Here is a 23,585-nt window from a genome sequence, read left to right as displayed (position 1 = left end):
TTCTTAGGACTCTTTTATTTTCATCCGCGGATCAAGCATGTCGCGCAGCCAGTCTCCAAGGAAAATAATCCCCAGGACAGTCAAGGTAATGGCAATGCCGGGGAAGGTAGCCACCCACCAGCTGGTAGCCAGATACTGCCTGCCGTCGCTCAGCATGCCGCCCCAGGATACGGTAGGGGGCTGAATCCCCAGGCCCAAAAAGCTGAGGGACGCCTCGGCAATAATCGTGGTCGCGACGCTTCATGTGGAAATGACGGACCGAGGACGGACAGAATCACCAGCATAAACAAAATATTGGGAATGGCTAAAAACGCATCGACGATCCTCATGATGACGCGATCGATCCAACCGCCATAGTAGCCTGCGATCAGCCCCAGCGTCACGCCGATCGATCCGGCCACGGATACGGCGCATATGCCGACGAGCAGCGAGATCTGCGAGCCGTAGATGATCCGGCTCAGGACGTCCCGGCCCAGGTTGTCCGTGCCGAGGATATGGTCCGGCGATCCTTTTTCCATCCACATCGGGGGGAGCAGCCGATCAGAAGCGTTTGTCTTCGCCGGCTCATGAGGAGCGATCACCCCGGCGAACACGGCCATGAACACCACGGTCAGCAGAAGCGCCACGACGAATACCGAGGCTTGCACGATCGCCATATCGCTCGTATTGACCGCCTGAATGATCAATTGCCCCATGCCCGGCCAGGCAAAGATGGCCTCGGTAATCAATGCGCCGCCGATCAGACTGGACATCTGCAAGGCCATGATCGTGACAACCGGAATCAGTGAGTTGCGGAATGCGTGCTTGTACACGACGAGCGTCTCTACCAATCCCTTGCTGCGGGCTGTCCGGATATAGTCCTGCCCGAGAATTTCCAGCATGCTGGAGCGGATCAGCCTCGTCATTTCGGCGGCCGCGCCGGTGCCCAGCGTAATGGCGGGCAAAACGAGGTGGGACAGCGTGCCGCTTCCCGAAACCGGAAAGACGCCCATTTTTACAGAGAGCAGCAAAATCAGCATAATTCCCAGCCAGAAGTGCGGCATCGCTTTTCCCAAAACGGCTGCGCCTGTCGCGATCACATCGATAAAGGAATTGCGGGTGAGTCGCCGAGAGGATGCCCAGCGGAATCGAGATCACGGTCGCGACCAGCATGGCCGCCGCCGCCAGCTCAAACGTGGCCGGCAAGCGCTCCAGCACAATCGGCAGCGTTTTCTTCTTCCCGTAAGCAAACTCGCCGTAGACGACAGGATATCCGGCCGTTTCGATCTGTTCGGCTTTTCCGCCGATATCCGCGATCAGCTTTTCAACCATGGCCGCCGCCTCGGACATCCCCCGGTCTTGCGTCGCGATGCTGGGCTGTCTGCACAGCTCCTGCAGCCACCGGATATACAGGTCTTTGTTTTGATCGACAAAGGCTAACACATCTTTCATCTGGATCACCCCGCTTTATTATGGTATATTTCCTAAATGATTCCCTTAATACGAATATAAAACTGGCTGTTATTCAGTGTCAACTTAAATAATTTTTAATTGTCCACCGATTTTGACATATGAAAGGGTTTTCTATTTATGAGGCGAATATTATCTGTTCATTTCTATTTTCTATTTTTAGGCAAAGGAAAGGGATCGCACTATGATTGCTAGAGTCGGAGCAGTCGGCCCGAAGGACTCCATCGAGCTGATTTGCGAAATCGGGAAAGAATTTAATGAACACATGACCATCCTTCCGCTTATTTACCACGATATCCAGGAGACCCCCCGGATCGTGCGGGAACAGGAAGGGCAGATTGATATCTGGATATTTTCCGGTCAGGCCCCCTATTCTCTTGCCAAAGAACATCTTGCCAATGAAAAGGTGCTGTTTCCCCAATTAAACGGCTCCAGTCTGACCAAAGTCCTCATGGAGATCGTCTACCGCGACCGGCTCCCCGTGGACCGCGTCAGTTTCGATACGTTTCACTTGCACCACCTGCAGGAGACCTGCAATGAGCTGGACTTGCCCTTCAGCGAGTTTCACCTGCTCTCGTATCCGGGCTACAAACCGACCCAGGACCTGGTCTCCTTTCATTCCGCGCTGTACCGGGAAGGCAAGGTAGACGCCTGCGCCACCTGTATCAGCGCCGTCTACGAGGAGTTGCGGGCAGTCAATATTCCCGTATACCGGATCACCCCCAATCGCATGAGTATCCGCTCGATGCTCCATCTGGCGCGGACGACGGGAGAGTCTCTCCATTTTAAAAAGTCGCAGATCGCCGTGATGACCATCGAGGTCAACGGACTGGAAAAGCTGATCGGCGAAAATAAAAGCTCGTACGACGTCAGCAAGCTGCATCTGCGCCTGCAGGACACGATCCTCGATTACGTCGAGAAGGTCTCCGGCGCCTTCATCAGCACGGGGAACGGAAAGTACATGATCTTCTCCACACGCGGGGCGCTGGAAGGGAATCCAGATGCTCATGCCTCCTCCCTGCTGGAGAGACTCTCCGTCGTGACAGACCAGCAGACGAATATCGGAATCGGGTACGGCGTGACGGCGCTGGCAGCCGAGCGCAATGCGCGGCTGGCTCTGCTTTACGCGCAAAAGATGGGCTCCTGCGCGATCCTGGTCGATGACGAGGGCCGCATCGAAGGGCCGCTGCAGCGGCCGGACAGCATCAGCTTTACCTATCGAACCGATGACACCCAGATGAGTGAATTGCTGAAAAAAGCGGGAGTCGCCATCACCACCTTTGCCAAACTGCTGGCGGTCCAAAAACATCTGGGGAAAAACTCGATCAGCGCCCCGGAAATCGCCGAGATGCTGGGCATGACCACGCGAAATGCCCGCCGCATCCTGACCGACCTGGAGCAGCACGGACTCGCGGAAGTGATCGGCGAAGAAGCCCCCACCAACCGCGGCAGGCCGCGCAAAATCTACCGGATCACAGACAGAAGCCGGAGGGATCTTTAGCTCCCTTTGATCACAGCGAGTGCAAAAGCCGTTTTCTCCTTATTCCCGGGAGGCGGCTTTTTTTGTACATGCGTGCACCGAGCCTCGGACAGTGTGATCATGCGGGACTTGCGCTCAAAGAATCACGCGGGCCACGCCCTGCCCGATCTCCATTCTCGTCCCGAACGGCTCGGAAAGCGCCCGCAGATTCTCCAGCGCATCGGTCTTCTCCGACAGTTCCGGCCATCCTCGCCGGTAGCGGGGCAGGTCGAATCCGAGCTCGATGGGATACAGCGCGAGCTCCTTCAAACGCCCGTCCTCCATCACCCAGTGGGGGATGACGGAAGACCATACCTTCGGGTCCATTCCCAATCCGCGCGTCCCCCCAAGGCTTCGCTTGTCGAGCGCATCGGACACGTTCGCCGCGTGATCCAGTCCGTACTTTTCATAGAAATCGGCGGGCAGATGCGTGACCGAATCATTTTGGAAAATGAAATTGCCCAGGCTGTAAAAAATCGGACGTTCCTTGTAGATCTCCACGGCTCTGAGGATATGCGGTCCATGCCCGATCACCGCATGTGCCCCTTCATCGATACACGCGCGGGAAAACTCCACCAGAAAATCAGCCGGCTGATCCTTGGCTTCCCCCTTCATCTCATGGGCGTGAATGCTGACCAGCACGACGTCTGCCTGGCGCCTCGCCTCGGAGATCCTGCGCAAAATCCGCTGCATATCGGCCTGGTTCGGGGCGGTCGTCTTCCCCTCTGTCTCCCCCGCCCGAAAGGCATGCCCGCCGAACGGGAAGAGATCCGAATCAGCGCCCACGGCAAAGCCTTCCTTGAGGTACCAAAAGAGCATTCTTCCCCTTCTCCGGTTCGGCCCCGGCATGGGCTGCCCTGCCTGTAAACGAGACATTGATTTTACTCGTAGCCAAAAAGCCGCCGACGGCTGCCACAATCTCGCCAATGGTCTTGCTCTTGAAGGCGATATGGCCGCTGAAAAAATAATCGACGCCCTCCAGCCAGCCGGCATCCACCATCGCTTTTGCCCCGCGGCTTCCTTCCTCCGCCGGTTGGAAGAGCAGGCGGATCTCGCCGGAGAGCTGCTCTTTGTATTTCGCGAGAATCTCCGCCACACCGAGGCCGATGGCCGCATGACCGTCATGGCCGCAGGCGTGCATCATCCCTGCGTGCTGCGACTGGAAACCCTCCTGCACCGCCCGGTGATCCGGACTCGTGCTCTCCGTCAAGTCGTTGGAGTCAATATCAAAGCGAAGCGCGATGACGGGTCCCGGCTTATCCAGCTTGAGTACGCCGACTGCCCCGGTGAACCCGCCCTCCATCTGCTCGACCCAACTGGCCTGGACTCCCTCCTGAATCGCCCGGTTCTCGTGGTAGCGCAGCACGTCGGGGGATGGCACGCCCATCCGGGAGGCATCCTTGCACACGTCTTTGCTGACGTAGACCTGGTAGCCCCATTCGGTCAACAGCTCTGCGATGATGGCGGACGTGCGGTACTCAATCCAGCCGGACTCGGGATATTGGTGGAAATCTCGCCGCCTTTGGATCAGCTTCTCCTTTATGTTTTGGATGTCCTGACTGATATTCATATGGATGAGATCCTCTCTTTAGGTATCTGTTGTTTATCAAAAGGAAAAATTCCCTAATGATTCCTAAATAGAAATATAAGTTGATGAACGAATTTTGTCAATATTCGGTTTCCATTTTGGGAAAAACAAAGGCCTCGCCAAGCTGGTGGCGAAGCCTTTGCCGTACCCTATTCAAGCGGCCAAGCGGGTACAACAAAGCCGGCGTGCCTGTTCCCCGCCGGCTTCCCCCCTTATTTCTACCGTGTAACCCGATATTGTCCCGTCTACCACCCGGGATCACTCTTGCCGAAAATCGGCATCCCTTTCCGAAATGGTTGCCGCTCACAGGTCCGCTGCCCTCGCGCGGCCTTATTTCACATTCCGAAACAGATTGACTACAAACAAGATCAGTCCGATAATCAGCGGAATCGCTCCGATCGGGATGATTCCCGCAAATTCCGTCCGGCCGTAGGAGAGAAATGCAACACCCAGCATCATCACGGGCAGAGCCAAATTATGCAGCCAAAAGTGAATCTTCGCCAGCCTGCTTTCCGCCGCAGCCGGAAACAGGTGATACAAAATTCCGGCCAGCGCCATGGACACCCAGCCGACGAGATTGAGATGGGTGTGCACGCCTCTCAGCTGGAACTGATGCGACATGGACATGTACATCCCCATCAGAATCGCGATGACAAAATAAACGCCGGCAATCTTGATCAGTCTTATCCCCATGGGATCTCCCCTTCTGTAAAAAACCTATTGATGGCGGGTAAAAAGTCTGACCTCCTCCCCAGATGAAGTCCGGCTGCCGTCTAATCTGGGACAAATGCACGATCGATTCTTCGTTACTACAAGGTAATCCCGGTTTGTCGAAAATATTCACGTTTTTTCTGGCAATTTCGCCCCAATCTCCATGCGTGTTTTCAGATCGGATAAATAGGCACTTTGTGATAAGCGCGATACCCCTTCCAGACCTGAAAGCCCAGTTTCCCGTAAAATGCCACGAGATCCGTCCAGTCGATGCAGATGGTGCGGATGCCCCGCTTGCGGAGAAAATAGACTCCGGCCTGGACCACCGCCAGACCGTACCCGTGCTTTCGCTCAGCCTGATCCACCCCGACAGGCCCGATCCCGCCCAGCTCTTCGGAAAAGAGCGGCGCCCAGTACACATTCTGGGCGATCAGCGGCGAGCGGGCATCATTGATCCGGCAAAAACCGATGATCGCGCCCTGTTTCTCCGCGAGCACATACTCCCGGCCTGTCCCCCCTTTTTCAAAATAGCAGAGGGCTTCGTACTCCCAGCGTCCGGGAAAAGCGCGGTGAAGAAACGTCAGCAGCCGCTCCCGATCCTGCGGCTGTGCGACGCGAAAGCTGACCTCCCCTGTCTGCGGCGGCTGATCGGCGGGAAGCGCAGAGGGCCAAGTGGCAAGCAAGTCAAACTGCGGCCCTCCCGCCTGATACCCCTGCCGCTCCAGCCACGCCATCGCCTCCCGCTCCTCTTCCGGAACGCCGGGGAAGTAATGCCACCAATCGCTGCCCAGCGCGATCTTTTCGACCTGCTTTTGGGCGAGAGCCGCCTCTGCCCGCTTCAGCAGCGCGGAGCCGATCCCCCGTCCGCGGTGTGACTGATCGACGAGCAGCGCCTGAATCCATCCCGTCCCTTTTCCCCAATCGACCGGATCTTCTTCGCGCCAGCATTTGGCGATGACGACGCCGACCGGCTTTTGGCTGAGCTCGTCCACGGCCACCCACGAGCCTTCCCGCAGGAGATGGGGATCGTCCAGGCTGTTTTGGCGGAGCAGCTCGCCTCTCATCGGAAAGCGCTCCGCCCACTGCCCGTTCCAGAGCTGACAAACCGCTTCGAGCCACTCTTCTGCCCATGGGTAATAGTTCATGTGGGCACATCCCCCGTTCGTATAATCTCACCTCTGCCCCTGACGGAACGGACAGTCGTCCGGCGTGAGCATCCGGCACAGCCGTCCGGCATCACTTCAATCCGGAGCTTCGCGCACCTTCGACGAAGTATTTTTCCGCGATCAAAAAGACGATCAGGATCGGGATCAAGCTGATCAAAGCCCCGGCCACCAGGTACTGGTCATTGCCCCCGGTCCACTGCCCTTTGAGCGACAGGATGCCGACCGGCAGCGTGTATTTTTCCTGTGACGTGATGTAGATGACAGGCGCGAGGATTTCATTCCATTTCGCCATGAATGTGAAAATGGCCAAGGTCGCGAGCGAAGGCTTGCACATCGGCAAGGCGACGCGCCAGTAGATCTGAAACGGATTGCAGCCGTCGATCTTGGCCGCCTCCTCGTACTCCCGGGGAATTCCCAGAAAGGCCTGCCGCATCAGGAAAATCCCGAAGGGCTGTCCCAGCCACTCCAGTACCCAGAGCGGCATCAGCGTATCCAGCATGCCGAGATTCTTGAAAATGATGAACTGCGGGATGATCGTCACGACGCCGGGAATCATCATCGTCCCCAGCACGATCAAAAAGAGCGTGTCCCGAAACGGAAAACGAAGCCGGGCAAAGGCGTATGCCACCATCGAGCTGGACAGGATCGCCCCCAGGATGGAGAGCAGCGAGACGGTCAGGCTGTTGAGGGTGTACGTATTGAAATGGGCCAGCTCCCACACCTCGGGGTAATTGCTCCATTTGATCGGATCGGGAAACAGCTCCGGCGGATATTTGTTGTACTGGGCCACCGTTTTGAGCGAGTTGAACAGGGCAGTGAGGAACGGGATAAACATCAGGAGCGAGCTGATCACGATGGCCCCGTAGGCCAGTGCTTTTCGCAGATTTTTTCGCGGATTCAACGGAGTAGCTCCCCCTTCCTCAATCATAGTGAACCCATTTTTTTTGCAGTCTCATCTGGATGAAGGTAAAGACAAACAGGATCAGAAACAGCACCCAGGCAATCGCCGAGGCGTAGCCCATGTGGAAAAAGGTGAAGCCTTCCCGGTACAAGAGCAGCATCAGGACCAGGCTGGCATTATTGGGCCCCCCTGCCGAACTGACGTCCACCGTCCCGCCGGTCATCACATAGATTTGCTCGAAGTTTTGAAAGGAACTGATCGTGCTGAGGATCAGCACCAGGAAGGTAGTGCCGGAAATCAGCGGCACCGTCACGCGCCAAAACTTTTGCAGCGGTCCTGCCCCGTCAATCTCGGCGGCTTCGTACAGATCGCCGGGTACGTTTTGCAAGCCCGCCAAAAACAGCACCATCATATACCCGACGCCCTTCCACACAGCCACCGCGACCAGCACGGGGATCACCAGCTGCTCATCGGCCAGCCAGTTCTTCGGCTCCAGCCCCAGCTTCATCAACAGGCCATTGGCCCAGCCAAAGCGGGGATTAAAAATGGAGTCGGCTACATAAGCGATGACGGTCCAGGACGAAATGACCGGGATAAAATGGGCGATCCGGTAGAGCTTGAGCCCCTTCAGCTTTTGATTCAAGGCGACAGCCAGCACCAGTGCGAGCGCCGTCTTGATCGGGACGAGCAGTACGGTGAAGTAGATGGTATTCCGCAGCGCCTTCCAAAACAGCGGATCATCCAGCATCTTTTGATAGTTGGACAGGCCCGTCCATTTCGGCGGATTGAGCATGTCGTACTGCGTAAAGCTGAAATAGAGGGAAGCAAGTGACGTAAACGCGACAAAAACGAGAAAATGCAACAGGTAAGGGGAGACGAGCAGAATCCCCCATCTCCCCTCACCGTCCAGCCATTTTTTCTTTTTCGGTGTCGGATTTGGCCGACGATCGACTGGCAGTTCACGCGCAATTTCCGGGTTCTGGTTCATGACAGCGCATCTCCCGTAAGCGTTTGTTATTTTTTGTAGAACTCATCCAGTACCTTTTGGATCGCCTCATTGGTGTTTTTTAGACCCTGCTCGACGCTCATCTGGCCGGAGAATACAGGGAGCATCTGGTCTTCAAACTGCTTGCGCCATTCGCCGAAGACGGCGTTGGCATCCAGCGTGCCCGCGAATTCGAGACTGTCCAGATACGCTTTGGCATTGAGCGAGGTGTCCGAGGTGAGGACGGCTTCCGCCACGGTTTTCTTGACCGGAATCGCTTCTCCCAGCGACGCCCACTCTTTTTGCGCCTCATCGTCGGTCGCCCAGTATTTGATCCATTCCCAGGCCGCCTGGGTCTTTTTCTCATCGGCCGATTTGCTGATCACCCAGGAGTTGGCGATGCTCGGCGCGAAGCGTTTGCCCGTCGGTCCGGCCGGCAGCGGTACGACATCGAACTGGAGTCCGGCATCCCGCATCTTCACCCGTGCGGCGTAGATGTCGATCTGCATCGCGGAGACGCCGCTCAAAAACGGCTTGAACGGATCCTGGAAGCTCTGCAAATCGACCGGGTCCGGGAAGATTCCCTTTTGCATGCCGTCTACCATCCATTGGATCGCCTGCTGGTTCTCGGGACTGTCGAGAACAGCTTTTTGCAGACTGCTGTCCAACACCCCGCCGCCGTATGCTTTCATCAGCGGAAACCAGCCCCGGCTTACGCCGATGGCATTGCCGAAGATGGTAAATCCGTACTCCGACACCTTTTTGGCGTCAAAAGCGGGATCTTTGGCGTTTTTGCCGTTGGCGTCAATCGTCAACAGCTCGGCTGCTTCCTTCACCTGATCCCAGGTCCAGTCGGCTTGGGGATATTTCAGCTGGGCCTTGTCAAACAGCGCTTTGTTGTAATAAAGCACGCCGATCTGCAGGCCCTGGGGCACGCCCCAGATCTCTCCGCCCGGCCCCCGGTTGGCTTCGATGCCGTAATACTCCTCCGGTTTCAGATCCCGCTCGATCAGCTCGCGCAGGTCCTTGACCGCGCCGCGCTCGGCGAATTCAAACACTTTCACCCCGTCGCTCAGCCACAGATCGGGCGCGGTGCCGCCGGCTATCTGGGTGTTCAGCTTTTGGAAAAACTGCGCATGCGGTCCCGTCTCCGTCGTGATTTTGATATTCGGGTGCTTCGCCATGAATTTGGCCAGCAGCTCCTCCATCTTTTTCTGCGTCGGCGGATCGGAGTAGTACCCCATCTTCAGCTCGATTTGCTCGGCCGGCGCCGGGCTATTCGACGGCTCCCCGCTGGTTGTCGGCTGCCCGGTGTTCGCCTGTTGTCCAGTACAGGCTGCCAGCAGCAGGGAAAGAGACAAAAGTGCTGAGCTGAAAAGTGAAAAGCTCCTTTTCCTTTTCAATGCAGACCCCTCCATTTATCGATGAACTTGGTATTGCCGGTGGGTATGGGAATACGTCTGTTTTGTCTGCGGGGAAGTACAGGCGAGTGCGGGATCGTTCGGAGTCATGGGCCTGCATTCTTCCCGGCGGGCGGGACATAGGCAGTCGCCTATCCAGATGTCGTGTGATGGACGCGATGTCGTGGGATGGCGGCGGTGTGGGAATGCCGTGGTGTGAGAAGGCGGTGTTGTAAGCAAGCGATGGTGTAAGTAAACGGTGGCGTAAACAAGCGGTGGTGTATAAAAGCGGTGATGTAAACAAACGGTGGTGTATGATATAAGCAAACGGCGGCGTAAACAAGCGGTGCCGTGAAAAAGCGGCGATGTAGACAAGCGGCGCTGCGTGGAGGCCATGCTCGCCGTCCCGGTAATCAGGTGCGGAATTCGGCGAGAACAGCCTGGCGCGTTTTTCGCAGGCTGGAGACAGCGCTTTCATAACTCTGGGCAGCGACGCCCATAAAAATCATGTCGATCACCGCCAGCTGGGCGATTCGGGAGGACGTGGCGGCGCTCCTCATGTCCGCCTCTGAGGAGATCGTAGAGAGATGAATATCGACGAGTCCCGCGAGTGAATTCTGACCGAATTTGGTGATGCCGATCGTCACTGCACCCGCTTCCCGGGCCCGTCTGATGGCCGAGAGCACCTGACGCGTCTCGCCCGAATTGGAAATGCCGACCGCCACATCCTGATCTGTCAGGGTAACGGCAGATGTGATCTGCAAATGCGCATCGGCATGGGCGGTGGCCGGCTTGTTGATCCGGAGAAACTTCTGCTGCGCGTCCTGGGCGATGAGCTGCGAGGCGCCGACGCCGAAAAAGTCGATGCGGCGCGCCCGAAAGACGGCTTGAACAGCTTGTTCGACGGCGAGCGGGTCTAATACTTTTAACGTCTCGCGCAGCGAGTAGATATGATTGGCCGTGACGGATTCCATCAAGGTCGGGATGTCATCCGTGGGGCGTATTTCCTTGTACTCCTCTTCCCCGCCCGAGGGGGACTGCAGATCGGCAGCGATGCGAATCTTCAATTCGGGGAAGCCTTCCAGCCCCATGTTTTTGCACATGCGAATGATGGCCGCGGGACTGGCATTGCTCCGCTCCGCCAATTCCTTGATCGAGAGCCTGATCACTTCTCGGGGATGCTCCAGGATGTACTCTGCCACGCTGCGTTCGGATGGTTTGATCGTTTGCAAATATTCGCGTATCCTCAGCAATCCTCCGCTTAGCAACGGCCTCGCCCCTTTCTGCCTGCAATTGAGCCAGCATTTACCATTTGAAAATCATTATACGATATTGAAATTAAAAATCAATACAAAAGATTCAGTATAAAAATAATTTTCAGTAATAGAATGTTTCTCCACTCTTACAGGAATAAATCATTCCCCGGTGAATGTTTACTTTCAGGGGCCTGTGCGCAAATCGGCAATTCCCCCAATCGTCCTGCTCATTTCAATAAGAACCTGAGGTGGTGCCATGAAAGTTGCTCTTTTAGTTGTCGACATGCAAAACATATTTTTACAATCTCGCACGGAAGAGATGAAGGTCGAGGTCGCCTGTGAATACATCAATTATGTTGCAGACCTGCTGCGGAAACATCATCATTTGGTCATCCACATACAGGACATGGAGGAAGCTACTGAAACGAACACGGAGCTCATGGCGATCATTCCGGAAATCAATGTGGATCCCAAGGACATCATGGTGTCAAAAGTATTCTCCAATGCATTCTGGCAAACGGATCTGGAGCAAATCCTGCGACGCAACGAGATCGGCTTGGTAATCGTGGCGGGCTTTGCAGCAGAACATTGCGTCCTCTTTACATACAATGGCGCGATTGAACGCGGCTTCCCATCCGTTCTCTTGCAAAACGGCATCGTCAGTACAAAGCCGAATGCCGTCTCGGATGCGTATCGCGATCGAAATCTCATTTCCCATCCAGTCATTCAGTATATGGTCGAAGCCTCTGCGCGTTAAACGCATACAGACCGCCTCAACATCTGAATAGCCCCTTCCCCAAAAGCAAAGCCGATTCCCCCTTTCACCCTGGGGGAATCGGCTTTTTTTGCGATCCTGCGGTCTGCTTTTAGCCCTTCCGAACAAAAATCCGGTAGACGCCGTCCGCTTCCTCCGTTTTCAGAAGCTCGTGGCTGTTCGCCCGAACCCAGCCCTGAAAATCGTTGACGGAGCCTTTGTCGGTCGAATCCACTTGCATGATCTGGCCGCTCTCCATCGCATCTATCGCTTTCTTCGCCTTGACGATCGGCATCGGGCAAGACAAGCCTTTTGCATCTACAAATACATCAATGTTCATGAATACGTTCCTCCTTATATTTTTCTAATGGGAAATCCTGCTTCGCTGTACCTTCCCCGTGCACGGGTGGATAGCAGGAGCCTTGCTTGCCGTGACACATAGCTCTGGTAACGGGACTCATCCGTGATGCAGCGCGCAGCGGTTCGGTCCGATTTCCAGCTCGGTCGCTTTTTCCGCCGTGATGTGAAGCGTCCCGCGGTTCACTTCTACGATCTCTTCGTAGTTGGGCGGCGCAGTTCCCACAGCGTGGACGACCTGTCGGGTAAATGCCTCGCGGTCGGCTGTCCGCATCACTTCGTTGTTGCGGCGAATCTCTCCCAGATAGGCTCCCACATAGCCAGCCTCACCGATCTCGCTGATATCGGCGTAGTGGGTCGGCAGGACCAGGACATCATCCCCCAGCGCCGCGACGGTCGTAAAGACCGTATCGTACAAGGCTTGTGCCCACTCCGCCGCTTTTCCTCCCAGATCGGGCCGGCCCAGTCCGCCGACAAAGATCGTGTCGCCCGAAAGCAGATACTGATCGTTCACCAGTACAGAGACACTCCCCGGGGTATGTCCGGGTGTAGGAATCGCCAAGATCTTCACTTCGGCGCTGCCTACCTGCAGCCGCCCCTGGCTTTCCAGCGGGACATACGGACGATCAGAGCCCTGCATCTCGCCGGAGGAGATGTAGTAGAGAGCACCCGTCTTTTGGGCCAGCTCGTGACCTCCCGAGATGTGGTCGGCATGCAGATGGGTATCCAGCACGTATTTGATCCGTACCCCCTCCCGCTCGGCCAGTGACAGGTATTCGTCGATATGCCGGTTGGGATCGACCACCAGCGCTTCTCCGCCGGAAGCCACCAGATAAGACAGACAGCCTTTGGCCAGCCGGTTCACCTGGATCAGCCGGAGCGAATCCTCCCGGGCCACCTGTACGTGCTGGTAAAATTGGCTCCATTCCTGCATCCCCTGTGCCAGATAGCTCGCCTGGTACCCTCTCTCCGCCAGCATATCCGCCACCATCTGGGCGCTTCCCCCCTTGGCGCAAATCACGACGATTTCTTCGCCGCGGGGAAGAGGGCGGTACACCTCTTCATCTTCATTCAAAAAGTCGAAGTACGGGATGTTGATGGAGCGAACATGTTTCCCCTCTATCTTCCAGTCTGCGTAATCTTCAGGATTGCGCACATCGAGCAGGAAAATGCCGCGCTCCATTTTTTCATAGAGTTGCTTTGCGTGTACTGCTGCTTGCGCCATGTTCTATCTCCTCTCATTTTATGGACTAGATAAACAGGTTTACCTTAGACTGCTCGGCCTCGCCAAGATAAGTGGCGACACCGGCAAACTTCAAGCCGTCGATGAGCTCCTCTTCCTTGATGCCGAGCACATCCATCGACATCGTGCAGGCAATCATCTCCACATCCAGCTCACGGGCCAGCTCCATCAGCTCGGGGAGAGATGCCACCTTCTTCTTCTTCATGATGTGCCTCATCAGGGCCGAGCCCATCCCGCCCATATTCAGCTTGGAGATGCCCAGCTTTCCGGGCCCTCGCGGCATCATCCGCTCAAACATCTTCTCCAGCAGGCTCTTTTGGACGGGAACGAACTGTTCCTTCCGCAGAATGTTCAATCCCCAAAAGGTGAAGAACATCGTGACTTTACTGCCCATGGCCGCCGCGCCGGTAGCGATGATGAAGCTGGCCATCGCCTTGTCCAGGTCGCCGCTGAACACCACCATGGTCGTTTGTTTTTGGGTTTCCATCCATCTGCCACCTCTCTTATACCCTACGGGGTATTAATTTGCGTAAAAAAATATATTACCCATACCCCTATGAGTATATGGCTTCTCTTTCTCCCTGTCAATCCCCCCTCCTCCTCTTGCTTTCAGAACCGTGATTTCCGCAGGCCTAACCGCATGAGCCGGGGCATGTCCGCAGCTCGCTTGCCGCCGACAGAAAAAAGCCGACGCTCTCGTCATGGAGCGCCGGCTTTTGCCCAACCTATCAGCCTTTTTGTGGCCTACTCGATTTTCCCGATAAATTTCGTACCTTCTTTTTCAAACTGGTACATAAAGACATCCGCGTAGACGTTGTCCCCTTTGTCATCAAACGTGACTTTTACGAATTTGCCCTGGTATTCTTTGGTGTTGTGGACTTGTTCCAGAATTTGCTCACGGGTCGGCTTTTTGCCGCCGTTTGCTTTTATCGCCGCTTCGATTCCGTTGAGAATCACGTTGGCGGATTCAAAGGCGTAGTCGGAATACGTGCCCGGCTTTTTGCCCATGGCTTTCTCATAGTCTTCCGCCCATTTGCGGCCTTCCTCGGTCTGCTTGGCATCTCCGGCCAGAGAGGTCAGATAGACGCCCACTGCTGCGTCACCGGCAATTTTTAGGAGGTCAGGAGAGTCGATGCCATCCCCGCCCATGAACTTGCCGCTGTATCCTTTTTCCTTCGCCTGCTTGATAATAATGCCGGCCTCAGGGTAAATGCCGCCGAAGTAAATCAGGTCGGGATTGCTGGCGACTGCGGTATTGACGACGAAGTTGTAATCCTTTTCACCCTGGTTTACCCCTTCATAGCCCAGCACCTTGACGCCGTCTTTCTCAAATTGCGCCTTTACCTGATCGACCAGCCCCTGGCCGTAAGCGGTTTTGTCATGAATCAGGAAGACAGATGTCACGCCCAGCGCTTCTTTTGCGTATTTCGCGCCTTTTGGTCCTTGGGCGTCATCGCGGGCACAGATCCGGTGAACAGTCTTTTTGCCCTCTTCGGTCAGGGTCACACCGCTGTTCGCCGGGGAAACCATGACCAGACTGCCAGACTCGTATTTCACAGATGAAGGAATCGCTACGCCTGTATTGAAGTGACCGACGACTCCCAGCACATCCGGGTTGGCGACGAGCATCTCCGCGTTGGAAACGCCGATTTTGGGGTCCGCCTGGTCGTCTTGAGGGTATAACTGGAGGTCAAAGCCGAGCTTGCTGAATTCCTCTTTGCGCAGTTCAATCGCATAGGCCGCTCCCGTCTTGATCGCATCACCGATCGCGGACTGCGATCCGGATAGCGGGCTTTGCGTGGCGATCAAAATCTTTTCGCCGCCGCCGGACGCCTGTCCGCCGCTGCCTGCGCTTTGCGTATTGTTGCTGTTGTTCTGGGCCGGAGCCGACCCTTGGGAGCCACAGCCAACCAAAGAGACGCTGGCCAGCAGGATGGAAGCGAGAACAATACTCAACTTTTTTTGACGCAAGATAATCCCCCCTGTGAATATCTTTATCTATCATATCTGTAAATATAAGAAAAAAATGAAGATTCTTAATCTTACATATTGTCAATTAAAACAGACATTAAATCTTACATTCCAGCTATTCTCAAGTCCATATTTTCGTGCTCCATCTTCTTATTTTCAACCTGCATGTTCTTCGCGATCATTCCTGTTCCATTTTTTGTAATATAATGAAACATCTTCGCTCTCTTTTTTCATCCCGGTCTCGCTCCGGGATCGAAAACAGGGACAGCAAAAAAGCCGACGCGATCACGCCGGCTTCTTTGCTGGGCACCCCCTCTATTTTTCGGACAAAAATGTCTCCGCATACGTATACAAAGCCGGAGCCCCGCCTGTGTGCAGGAACAGGACGCGGTCCTCGGGCCGGAATGTCCCCTTGCGGACCAGGCCGATCAACCCGGCCATCGCCTTGCCCGTATACACCGGATCGAGCAGAATGCCTTCGGTCCGGGCCAGCAGCTTCACCGCCTCGACCATCTCCGGGGTGGGAATGGCATAGCCCGGACCCACGTATTCATCTTCGCAGCGGACCAGCTCTCTGGGCAAATCCCCCTTGAGTCCGACGAGCTCCGCCGTCGACAGCAGCAGCTCATGCACCTTTTTCTCCTGGCTCTCCCGGTCCCGGCTGACATTGATCCCGATGACGGCGGCATTCGACTGGCGGGCGGCCAGGCCGGCGATCAGTCCCGCCTGCGTGCCGGCGCTTCCCGTCGCCGTCACCACGTAGTCAAACGGAACGCCCATGACGAGCGACTGCTGCTCGATCTCTTCGGCGCAAGCCATGTATCCCAATGTGCCGATCTCGCTGGAGCCGCCGACAGGGATGAGATACGCTTTTCTCCCTTCCTGCTTGAGCGCATCCGCCAGCTTTTCCATTTCGGCCTGCATATCGCCATCGGCAGGGATGACCGCGATTTTTTCCGCTCCCATCAAGTGAAACAGCAGGTGATTCCCGCTGGCCTGCGGATCGTAGCCGGACTCCGGCTCGGTCAGCACCAACTGGCAGGAGAGACCTTCACGCACGGCGGCGGCGAGCGTCAAACGGCAATGATTGGACTGCACGGCTCCGCAGGTGATCAGCGTATCGGCTCCTTGTCTCAGCGCATCCTCCACCAAATACTCCAGCTTCCGCGTTTTGTTGCCGCCTGCCGCCAGTCCCAGCTGATCGTCCCGTTTGATGTAGATGGCGGGACCGCCGAGTGCTTCCGACAATCGCTCCAGCTTTTCGATCGGCGTCGGGCCGCCTGTGTAGCTTCTTCGCGCATAACGGATCTGATTCATAGCAAATGCTCCTCTCTTTCCTCCATTTACATGGACGGACATTTATGTTATCAACTTCCGGGTCGGACCGTTTCTCTCTCCATCATAGCCCATTTTTTTGGCTGTTTCTAATCAAAAGCCGGCTACCCCCTCTCTCGGGCAGCCGGCTCTTCCCACTCTCGCTTGATTTTTTGCTTCCAGTGCTCGTAATCATGGATAGCAAATCCGGCGTAGGCCGGGTATTTTTTCATGCGCCTTTCCAAGAGGAGGAGTTCCTCGCGCAGCTCTTGCGGCGGTTCCTCATAAAAAGTGGTGTGATCTCCTTCCCCGCTATCCCGGATATTCAGGCCGATCACGACCTTTTGCCGGGCATGACCTGCTTCTTCCAGAATGCGGCTGGTGATGTCCAGGACGCCATTCCTCCCGGCTACCGCATCCCGGTAGGCCATCAATGTCACATGGTCCAGCTCGCGCAGCAGCCACGCGCTGACACTCTCCGATTCGCTTGCCGACAATTGATGCATCCAAAACGGAATATCCGCGCTTACCTCCATGCCGGGCTCCTTTTTCGTCTCCCGGATCACCCATTCCAGATTGGCCAGCCACTCCTTTTTCAACTGCTCCCGATCCTCTTTCCACAGGGGATGGACGTGGGGCTCGATGTCCACATGGATGCCGGAGAAGCGCTCCTCCTCGCTGACGCTGCGGTTGTAGGCATGGACCCAATCGACGAAAGAGGCGACGCTTTTTTGCTTGGAGAGGCGGGACCAGGACGGGTCGCCGCCCAGCGCATCCACCTGGATGTTGCTCGCTCGCGCCTCCCTGATGAAATCGCGGTACGCTTGCAGCGGAATTCCCGTCTGCTCGATGTGCAGATAGATCCGGTTGATCCCGTGCTGCGCGGCAAAGGAGAGAATCTCCACCCGCTCCTGCACGATCAGCCGCGTGTTCCAGATCCAGGTCGCTTTCAGGGCGGGTGGCGCTTCCAGCAGCAGCCACAGCATCACGGCAGAGGTCAGTGCGGCTAGAAGCAGCCGCATCCCGATGTAGAACTTCACTCGATGGCTTCGCTTACGGGCGGGTATTCTGCGAATAAGGCATCCTCCTCACGTGATCCGGTCTGACAAAACCTCATCTCGTCCCTTCACGGATTTAGACGTGTGGAGTCTCTGCCTGAGTTGCGACAATTGTTTGAACCTGGAGCCATTCCTTTAGGGAATCGGCACCGTCACACTTACCGTCCCGCCCCGGGTGGACCGGATCGTCACCTGCGCCTTTCCTTTTCCTTTGACCGTCCAGGAGAAGGTCTTCGTCCGCTCCTCGCCATCCTCCAGCGCCCCGCCGAAGAAACCGGCATCCTGCGTTTGCCCCGCTGCTTCATCCGCCAGCGTCAGTCCGTCCTCCAGTTGGATGCTTGCTGTCCCTTTGCGGACCACTTTCACCAGCCACGCCTGCTTCAAGGCATCCGGCAAAAAGCCTTCGTTGGACACCGTGACACTTACGGTGGAGGTGCCGTCTGGATTCTTTTTCACCTCGCTGCCCTTGATGGTCAAGAGCGGCAGGGATTTGGCCAGCTCCAGGTTAAACGCGCTTTGTTTTTCCACGGCCGTTTTCAGCATGCTGCCGGCAGGCGCATTCTGGTTCCAGAACTTGGGGTTCCATCCGCCTACCTCCACTCTTCCCAGCTGCGGATGTTCGACGGGAGTCCAGTTTTGGAACAGCTTGCCCTTTACTTCAGGCATATGGTCGTTCATCCAGAGCTGATCCAACTCGTCCACGCTTCCGTCCTTGTTGTAGTCTTTGACGTACTCCTGTTTCCCCCAAAGCTCGTCGCCGTACCAGATCGTCCCGTATTGGAAATAGCCCCAGTCCGGCGAATGGCCAAAGAGCGGATTCCCTTCGGTGCCGCCCCGGCGTGTGTTGTAGTCGTAGTAGACGTCGCCCGCCCACGGATAACCGGTCAGCTCCTGCCCTCTTTTGTCGAAATGCTTATAATATGCCAGGTCTTCGGGAATCATTGATTCCTCGCTCTTGCTCGTGGATGGCGGACGCAGATGCATCGGCACTGTCGTATCCATCGTCTCCACGACGGAGATATGGGGATTCTCCAGCAGGAACAGGACGACCGAGCGCATCTCCGGCTCGGATAACGGGTATTCGCCCGCTCCGCCCTGAGTCCAGCCCCTGCCTGTATTTTCCGCCATCGGCCGCCAGTTTTCCGGATAATTGCGGTGCAAATCCAGGCCGCCGATGCCGTCCTCGTTGTATTTGCCGTCCCCGTCATTGTCAATTCCCTCGGGCAAAACCAGATAATCGCCTTTGCCCTGGCCTACCTGTTTCATCAATCGTCCGGACGGGTCTGCCGGATCTTTTGTGTAATCGCCTTGGCCCCTCCCGACATATTTCCGCATCTGCCGGGAATACCCGTCGCCGTCCAGATCCTCGAGGATGTCTTCGTCCATGACGCCGTCGCCGTCATTGTCTACTGGCCGATTGGTTGAGCGGTTCGTTTGAATCGTGTTCAGGTACAGCTCCGAGCCGTCCGGGTTCTCTACCGGTCTGACGTAAAAGGTGCGCGTATCCAGCAGGTGGGTAATCTCCGGATCTTTGCCGTACTTGGACAGGAGCTCATTCGCAAAATGAAGAGCGGCTACGCGTGTCGTCACCTCGCCGGAATGCCGGTTCGCCCCCACCCACATGGCCGGCTTGTCAGTCGCAGCACCGGTCTTTTTATTGGTGATCGTGATTTGCCAGATATCCCTGCCTTCGAGCGACTTCCCGGCGGAGTACAGCTCGACCAGGCCGGGGTATTGTTTCGCCCACGTCTCCAGCCAATACAACACCTCATCGTAAAGCGGATAATGCTGAATGTCGAAAGTGCCTGCCTTTTTCGGCTTGGTCTCTGGATAGGCGAACTGATCCACCTCGAAGGCTGCCTGTGCCGGGATAAAGGGCCGCGTCAAAAAGGGCACCTGCCCGGCAGGAGAAGCAGCCGAAACCAGTCCTGCCTGCGACAAGAGAATGGTGACCAGAAGTCCGGGAACCCAATGTTTCAACTGTAATCGCTCCTTTCGTATTTCAAATTTTCAGAAATATATTACATGCTTACTAGGACGGGTATCCGTTTATTCCCGTTATGGAAATTCAGATGCTAAGAACGGTACGGAAGTCCTGCACTTCTCGAGCAAGAAAAGTTCATCCTGCTCCATGTGTGAGGCTGCAGCGAGAAGAATTGCGGCCCAGAGAACGTGACTGCCGGGTGAAGAATCATGCTCCCCTGCTGCGCTCCGGGTTACGCCCTGCATGGATGCCCGGACTGTCCACTCCATAGCGGCCCGAGGGACGTGGCTACCATGTGAAGAATCATGCTCCCCTGCTGTGCTCCGGGTTACGCCCTGCACGGATGCCCGGACTGTCCGCTCCATAGCGGCGCGAGGAACGTAGCTGCCGGGTGAAGAATCATGCTCCCCTGCTGCGCTCCGGGTTACGCCCTGCACGGATGCCCGGACTGTCCACTCCATAGCGGCCCACGGGGGTTCGCAAAAGGAGTGCCGCTTCGAGGTCATCCCACGTTGCGCCCCTTTCTCCCGTGGGCCGCTATTCCGCTGGGCGGGGGCTCCACAGTCGCTCGCAGGGGAGCATGATTCTTCTGCGAGCCTTTGTGCTTCTCCCCGCTTTTTAGATGGAAAAATGATCGAAAGATACGCCATTGATCGTTCAGTAAAGAAAGTTCTGCAGCGTAGCTTCCACCAACAGAAATGGCAACGGTCTCGCGAAGAAGCCTGTTTCCCTGCGGTGCGACTGTGGAGCCCTGCCCAGCGGAGGGGCGATTCGCGGGATCCAGGAGCGTAACGTGGGATGACCTCGGAGCTAGACACCTTTTGCGTCTCCCCGCGAATCGAACCGGAGCGGACAGAACTCGCATCCCTGGAGGCGTAGCCCGGAGCTAAGCAGGGAAACAGGCTTCTTCTCACTACGGCAACTTTTCTAACGAACAAACAGATACGATTTGGTCTTTTTTTCCTTTCGGAGTGTCCCCGTCTGCTCGTTTCCCGCCAACTCATAGGAAGCCGATAAAAAAGCCCGAGGGACGTGGCTACCATGTGAAGAATCATGCTCCCCTGCTGCGCTCCGGGTTACGCCCTGCATGGATGCCCGGACTGTCCGCTCCATAGCGGCCCACGGGGGTTCGCAAAAGGAGTGCCGCTTCGGGGTCATCCCACGTTGCGACCCTTTCTCCCGCGGGCCGCTATTCCGCTAGGTGGGGGCTCCACAGTCGCTCGCAGGGGAGCATGATTCTTCTGCGAGCCTTTGTGCTTCTACTCGTTGTTTGATGGATATGTTATTGAAGATAACCCCCTTGATTGTTCAGTAAAGAAAGTTCTGCAGCGTAGCTTCCACCCACAAAACTGTAACGGTCTCGCGAAGAAGCCTGTTTTCCTGCGGTGCGACTGTGGAGCCCTGCCCAGCGGAGGGGCGATTCGCGGGATCCAGGAGCGCAATGTGGGATGACCTCGGAGCTAGACACCTTTTGCGTCTCCCCCGCGAATCGAACCGGAGCGGACAGAACTCGCATCCCTGGAGGCGTAGCCCGGAGCTAAGCAGGGAAACAGGCTTCTTCTCACTACGGCAACTTTTCTAACGAACAAACAGATACGATTTGGTCTTTTTTTCCTTTCGGAGTGTCCCCGTCTGCTCGTTTCCCGCCAACTCATAGGAAGCCGATAAAAAAGCCCGAGGGACGTGGCTACCATGTGAAGAATCATGCTCCCCTGCTGCGCTCCGGGTTACGCCCTGCATGGATGCGGGGACTGTCCGCTCCATAGCGGCCCACGGGGGTTCGCAAAAGGAGTGCCGCTTCGAGGTCATCCCACGTTGCGCCCCTTTCTCCCGTGGGCCGCTATTCCGCTGGGCGGGGGCTCCACAGTCGCTCGCAGGGGAGCATGATTCTTCTGCGAGCCTTTGTGCTTCTACTCGTTGTTTGATGGATATGTTATTGAAGATAACCCCCTTGATTGTTCAGGGAGAAAGTTTTGCATCAAAGCTTCCACCCACAAAACTGTAACGGTCTCGCGAAGAAGCCTGTTTTCCTGTGGTGCGACTGTGGAGACATACCCAGCGGAGGGGCGATTCGCGGGATCCAGGAGCGCAATGTGGGATGACCTCGGAGCTAGACACCTTTTGCGTCTCCCCCGCGAATCGCTCCGGAGCGGATAGAACATGCATCCCTGGAGGCGGAACCCGGAGCTAAGCAGGGAAACAGGCTTCTTCCCACTACGGCACCGTTTTCGCAAATTTAAAAAACCTGAAAACGTGAAAAAGAGGCGGTCTCCCGCCTCTTCATTTGTTTTTCGTAGCTTTGACTAACTTAAAACTAATCGTTTAAAGCACGATATGCGTTGGCCTCGCCAGCTCCGAAGTACTGATCGGTTCCCCTCTTGCCCATGTCAATTGCCGTTTTCTTGATCAAATTGGTCAACTGTGCCGGGGTCAGATCGGGGTTGGCTGCTTTGATCACACCGGCAATCCCCGCAACTTTAGGAGCAGCCATAGAGGTTCCGTGAAGCAGCGCGTAGTCGTGCAGATTGGAGGTAAAGTACGGCTCCAGATAGGTAGGCCAAGTGCTGAGCGTGCGGTAGCGGAAGTCTCTTTGGTCCAAATCGCCAGTCTCCGCGTAGACCGGGCCGTTGTCCCCGCCGGGAGCGGCCACGTCGATCGAGCGAGCGCCGTAGTTGGAGTAGAACGCAAGCTCATCATCCGACCACTGGTTGGAAGAGGAGACGGTAATGACGCCTGGAATTTGTCCAGGAACCTCCCTAGAAGCGCCCTTGAATTCAAAGCCATCTGGGCCATATACCTCGTTCATGTAGGCGGTAATTTCCGTCGGATTGTTCAGATTCAACGATTCATTGCCTGCCGCCACTACGACCGTTACGCCTTTGCCAACAGCATAGTCGATCGCCCGTTTCCAGATCAGCACGTCGGCTACGTCAGAGTAAGAGCCCTCTCCCTGATAAGAGTAACGTGAGATGGCATCGAAGCCGCCAAGAGACATATTGATCACATCCACGCCATCGTCGGCTGCCTGGATAATGGCGTCAGCGATCCAGGAGGTGGGAGCACCTTGGTTCGCCGGGAACACGCGGTACACCCGAAGCCCCAAATTTGGCCCTACTCCTTTGATCTTGCCGTTGCCCGCTATCGAACCGGCTACGTGTGTGCCATGTCCGTCACGGTCTGTAATATCGTCCGGATCGCCCGTCTCACTCGAATCGATGCCGGCTGGTATGAAGTTCATGCCGCCGAGCAGGTTGTCCTTCAAGTCGGGATGATCGGGATCAATACCGGAATCGATTACGCCTACTACTGCTTTATGTTTCCGACTGGTGCCTCCTGTTTCGATATCATAGGATTTTCCATCATTCGTGACGCGCTTGATATCCCACTGGTACTCCCAATAACTGTCGATATCCTCCGGTTGCGGTATATCCGTGACCGGCTGTCCATCCGCTGCAGATCGGTCGATTTTTTTGTAGTCCAGCTGATGGGTGAACTGCCTATTCGCTGCCTGAATGCCACGAATGCCCTTCAGGTTTTCCAAAAAGTTCCGGTCTCTCGACTCGATTTCAAGACCGCCAATCTCTGGCAATGCACGAACGACTTCACCGCCTGCCTCTTCGATCAACGCTTCATAATCGGAGGGAAGATTGTTTTTAAATGCGACCAGATACGAAGTGGAAGTACTCTTGGCCACAACCTGGCCACCCGCACCGACAAAAAGACTAGCCGTCAGCAGCGCACTCAAAACAGAGAATGCCATTTTCCGTTTCAAATACAAAACCCCTTTCCGTCTCGGAATAGGTAAACTATTCCATTTTCTTGCAATTAAATCCTTTCTATATATAAAAAGGATTTATCGCAAATATAGACAGGTGTCGGGCGAATCGAACTACCATCATGTCGAAGCATGACGAATCGATGATACATCT

20 protein-coding genes and 1 pseudogene are annotated in these 23,585 nt (G+C 55.9%); 2 read left to right on the top strand and 19 right to left on the bottom strand.

The genetic code is table 11. The annotated features are described in order from the left end of the window. Nucleotides 1-3: 3 nt before the first annotated feature. The 3 genes and pseudogenes from JD108_RS22285 to JD108_RS22275 all read right to left on the bottom strand — a co-directional run. Nucleotides 4-198, bottom strand: coding sequence for a hypothetical protein (locus tag JD108_RS22285; protein ID WP_267459307.1), 195 nt, complete (start codon nt 196-198; stop codon nt 4-6). Further along, nucleotides 150-518, bottom strand: coding sequence for an ABC transporter permease (locus tag JD108_RS22785; protein ID WP_228728410.1), 369 nt, complete (start codon nt 516-518; stop codon nt 150-152). The genes JD108_RS22285 and JD108_RS22785 overlap by 49 nt, the downstream gene beginning before the upstream one ends. A gap of 57 nt (nt 519-575) precedes the next feature. Continuing rightward, a pseudogene (locus JD108_RS22275) lies at nt 576-1,209 on the bottom strand (ABC transporter permease); the annotation flags it as partial. A gap of 424 nt (nt 1,210-1,633) precedes the next feature. On the opposite strand from JD108_RS22275, the gene JD108_RS05465 reads away from it, so the two are divergent. Continuing rightward, on the top strand, nt 1,634-2,950 hold the full coding sequence (locus JD108_RS05465; protein ID WP_198828901.1) for a helix-turn-helix domain-containing protein: 1,317 nt from the start codon (nt 1,634-1,636) through the stop codon (nt 2,948-2,950). Between the two features lie 114 nt (nt 2,951-3,064). On the opposite strand, the gene JD108_RS05460 is transcribed toward JD108_RS05465, so the two are convergent. From JD108_RS05460 to JD108_RS05425, 8 genes are all read right to left on the bottom strand, one after another. After that, complete coding sequence (locus JD108_RS05460) at nt 3,065-3,754, bottom strand: CapA family protein (protein WP_228728320.1); 690 nt, start codon at nt 3,752-3,754, stop codon at nt 3,065-3,067. Further along, nucleotides 3,744-4,538: an amidohydrolase gene (locus JD108_RS05455; protein ID WP_198828899.1), complete on the bottom strand. Its 795-nt coding sequence runs from the start codon at nt 4,536-4,538 to the stop codon at nt 3,744-3,746. The genes JD108_RS05460 and JD108_RS05455 overlap by 11 nt, the downstream gene beginning before the upstream one ends. A gap of 348 nt (nt 4,539-4,886) precedes the next feature. Then, nucleotides 4,887-5,249, bottom strand: a complete 363-nt coding sequence (locus JD108_RS05450) for a heme-copper oxidase family protein (RefSeq protein ID WP_198828898.1) — start codon at nt 5,247-5,249, stop codon at nt 4,887-4,889. A 191-nt stretch (nt 5,250-5,440) separates the two neighbouring features. Further along, the gene (locus JD108_RS05445; protein WP_198828897.1) at nt 5,441-6,412 is read right to left on the bottom strand and encodes a GNAT family N-acetyltransferase; all 972 of its coding nucleotides are present in this window, start codon (nt 6,410-6,412) and stop codon (nt 5,441-5,443) included. Nucleotides 6,413-6,503: 91 nt separating this feature from the next. Further along, nucleotides 6,504-7,268, bottom strand: coding sequence for a carbohydrate ABC transporter permease (locus JD108_RS05440; RefSeq protein ID WP_228728408.1), 765 nt, complete (start codon nt 7,266-7,268; stop codon nt 6,504-6,506). An 85-nt stretch (nt 7,269-7,353) separates the two neighbouring features. Continuing rightward, nucleotides 7,354-8,322, bottom strand: a complete 969-nt coding sequence (locus JD108_RS05435; RefSeq protein ID WP_198828895.1) for a carbohydrate ABC transporter permease — start codon at nt 8,320-8,322, stop codon at nt 7,354-7,356. 26 nt (nt 8,323-8,348) lie between these two features. After that, nucleotides 8,349-9,722 carry an ABC transporter substrate-binding protein gene (locus tag JD108_RS05430; RefSeq protein ID WP_198828894.1) on the bottom strand — a complete coding sequence of 458 codons (1,374 nt, stop codon included), beginning with the start codon at nt 9,720-9,722 and terminating at the stop codon, nt 8,349-8,351. Between the two features lie 410 nt (nt 9,723-10,132). Then, nucleotides 10,133-10,987 carry a MurR/RpiR family transcriptional regulator gene (locus tag JD108_RS05425; protein WP_198828893.1) on the bottom strand — a complete coding sequence of 285 codons (855 nt, stop codon included), beginning with the start codon at nt 10,985-10,987 and terminating at the stop codon, nt 10,133-10,135. A 244-nt stretch (nt 10,988-11,231) separates the two neighbouring features. Here JD108_RS05425 and JD108_RS05420 point away from each other — a divergent pair, with 244 nt between their 5' ends. Beyond that, entirely contained in the window at nt 11,232-11,732 is a 501-nt protein-coding gene (locus tag JD108_RS05420; RefSeq protein ID WP_198828892.1) for a cysteine hydrolase family protein, read from the top strand. Between the two features lie 109 nt (nt 11,733-11,841). On the opposite strand, the gene JD108_RS05415 is transcribed toward JD108_RS05420, so the two are convergent. The 8 genes from JD108_RS05415 to JD108_RS05380 form a co-directional block, all read right to left on the bottom strand. Beyond that, nucleotides 11,842-12,069, bottom strand: a complete 228-nt coding sequence (locus JD108_RS05415; RefSeq protein WP_198828891.1) for a sulfurtransferase TusA family protein — start codon at nt 12,067-12,069, stop codon at nt 11,842-11,844. 117 nt (nt 12,070-12,186) lie between these two features. Further along, complete coding sequence (locus JD108_RS05410) at nt 12,187-13,311, bottom strand: MBL fold metallo-hydrolase (RefSeq protein ID WP_198828890.1); 1,125 nt, start codon at nt 13,309-13,311, stop codon at nt 12,187-12,189. Between the two features lie 25 nt (nt 13,312-13,336). Next, nucleotides 13,337-13,816: a DsrE/DsrF/DrsH-like family protein gene (locus JD108_RS05405; protein ID WP_198828889.1), complete on the bottom strand. Its 480-nt coding sequence runs from the start codon at nt 13,814-13,816 to the stop codon at nt 13,337-13,339. A gap of 257 nt (nt 13,817-14,073) precedes the next feature. Then, complete coding sequence (locus tag JD108_RS05400; protein ID WP_198828888.1) at nt 14,074-15,300, bottom strand: branched-chain amino acid ABC transporter substrate-binding protein; 1,227 nt, start codon at nt 15,298-15,300, stop codon at nt 14,074-14,076. Between the two features lie 315 nt (nt 15,301-15,615). Then, entirely contained in the window at nt 15,616-16,617 is a 1,002-nt protein-coding gene (gene cuyA / locus JD108_RS05395; protein ID WP_198828887.1) for a D-cysteate sulfo-lyase, read from the bottom strand. 122 nt (nt 16,618-16,739) lie between these two features. Continuing rightward, complete coding sequence (locus JD108_RS05390) at nt 16,740-17,654, bottom strand: hypothetical protein (RefSeq protein ID WP_198828886.1); 915 nt, start codon at nt 17,652-17,654, stop codon at nt 16,740-16,742. 153 nt (nt 17,655-17,807) lie between these two features. Beyond that, a complete protein-coding gene (locus JD108_RS05385; protein WP_198828885.1) occupies nt 17,808-19,652 on the bottom strand; it encodes a M14 family metallopeptidase in 1,845 nt (614 codons plus the stop codon). A gap of 2,318 nt (nt 19,653-21,970) precedes the next feature. After that, nucleotides 21,971-23,350, bottom strand: coding sequence for a S8 family peptidase (locus JD108_RS05380; protein ID WP_228728319.1), 1,380 nt, complete (start codon nt 23,348-23,350; stop codon nt 21,971-21,973). Nucleotides 23,351-23,585: the final 235 nt, after the last annotated feature.

The sequence above is a fragment of the Brevibacillus composti genome (assembly GCF_016406105.1).
GTDB lineage: Bacteria > Bacillota > Bacilli > Brevibacillales > Brevibacillaceae > Brevibacillus > Brevibacillus composti.
This window is presented reverse-complemented; position numbering and strand designations above follow the sequence as displayed.

What these genes read in the sequence shown, in the direction of transcription:
- cuyA (WP_198828887.1), bottom strand. Translation starts at nt 16,617, where the DNA reads ATGAATCAGATCCGTTATGCGCGAAGAAGCTACACAGGCGGCCCGACG.
- JD108_RS05445 (WP_198828897.1), bottom strand. Translation starts at nt 6,412, where the DNA reads ATGAACTATTACCCATGGGCAGAAGAGTGGCTCGAAGCGGTTTGTCAG.
- JD108_RS05450 (WP_198828898.1), bottom strand. Translation starts at nt 5,249, where the DNA reads ATGGGGATAAGACTGATCAAGATTGCCGGCGTTTATTTTGTCATCGCG.
- JD108_RS05465 (WP_198828901.1), top strand. Translation starts at nt 1,634, where the DNA reads ATGATTGCTAGAGTCGGAGCAGTCGGCCCGAAGGACTCCATCGAGCTG.
- JD108_RS05435 (WP_198828895.1), bottom strand. Translation starts at nt 8,322, where the DNA reads ATGAACCAGAACCCGGAAATTGCGCGTGAACTGCCAGTCGATCGTCGG.
- JD108_RS22785 (WP_228728410.1), bottom strand. Translation starts at nt 518, where the DNA reads ATGGAAAAAGGATCGCCGGACCATATCCTCGGCACGGACAACCTGGGC.
- JD108_RS05420 (WP_198828892.1), top strand. Translation starts at nt 11,232, where the DNA reads ATGAAAGTTGCTCTTTTAGTTGTCGACATGCAAAACATATTTTTACAA.
- JD108_RS05410 (WP_198828890.1), bottom strand. Translation starts at nt 13,311, where the DNA reads ATGGCGCAAGCAGCAGTACACGCAAAGCAACTCTATGAAAAAATGGAG.
- JD108_RS05440 (WP_228728408.1), bottom strand. Translation starts at nt 7,268, where the DNA reads ATGTTTATCCCGTTCCTCACTGCCCTGTTCAACTCGCTCAAAACGGTG.
- JD108_RS05455 (WP_198828899.1), bottom strand. Translation starts at nt 4,538, where the DNA reads ATGAATATCAGTCAGGACATCCAAAACATAAAGGAGAAGCTGATCCAA.
- JD108_RS05415 (WP_198828891.1), bottom strand. Translation starts at nt 12,069, where the DNA reads ATGAACATTGATGTATTTGTAGATGCAAAAGGCTTGTCTTGCCCGATG.
- JD108_RS05405 (WP_198828889.1), bottom strand. Translation starts at nt 13,816, where the DNA reads ATGGAAACCCAAAAACAAACGACCATGGTGGTGTTCAGCGGCGACCTG.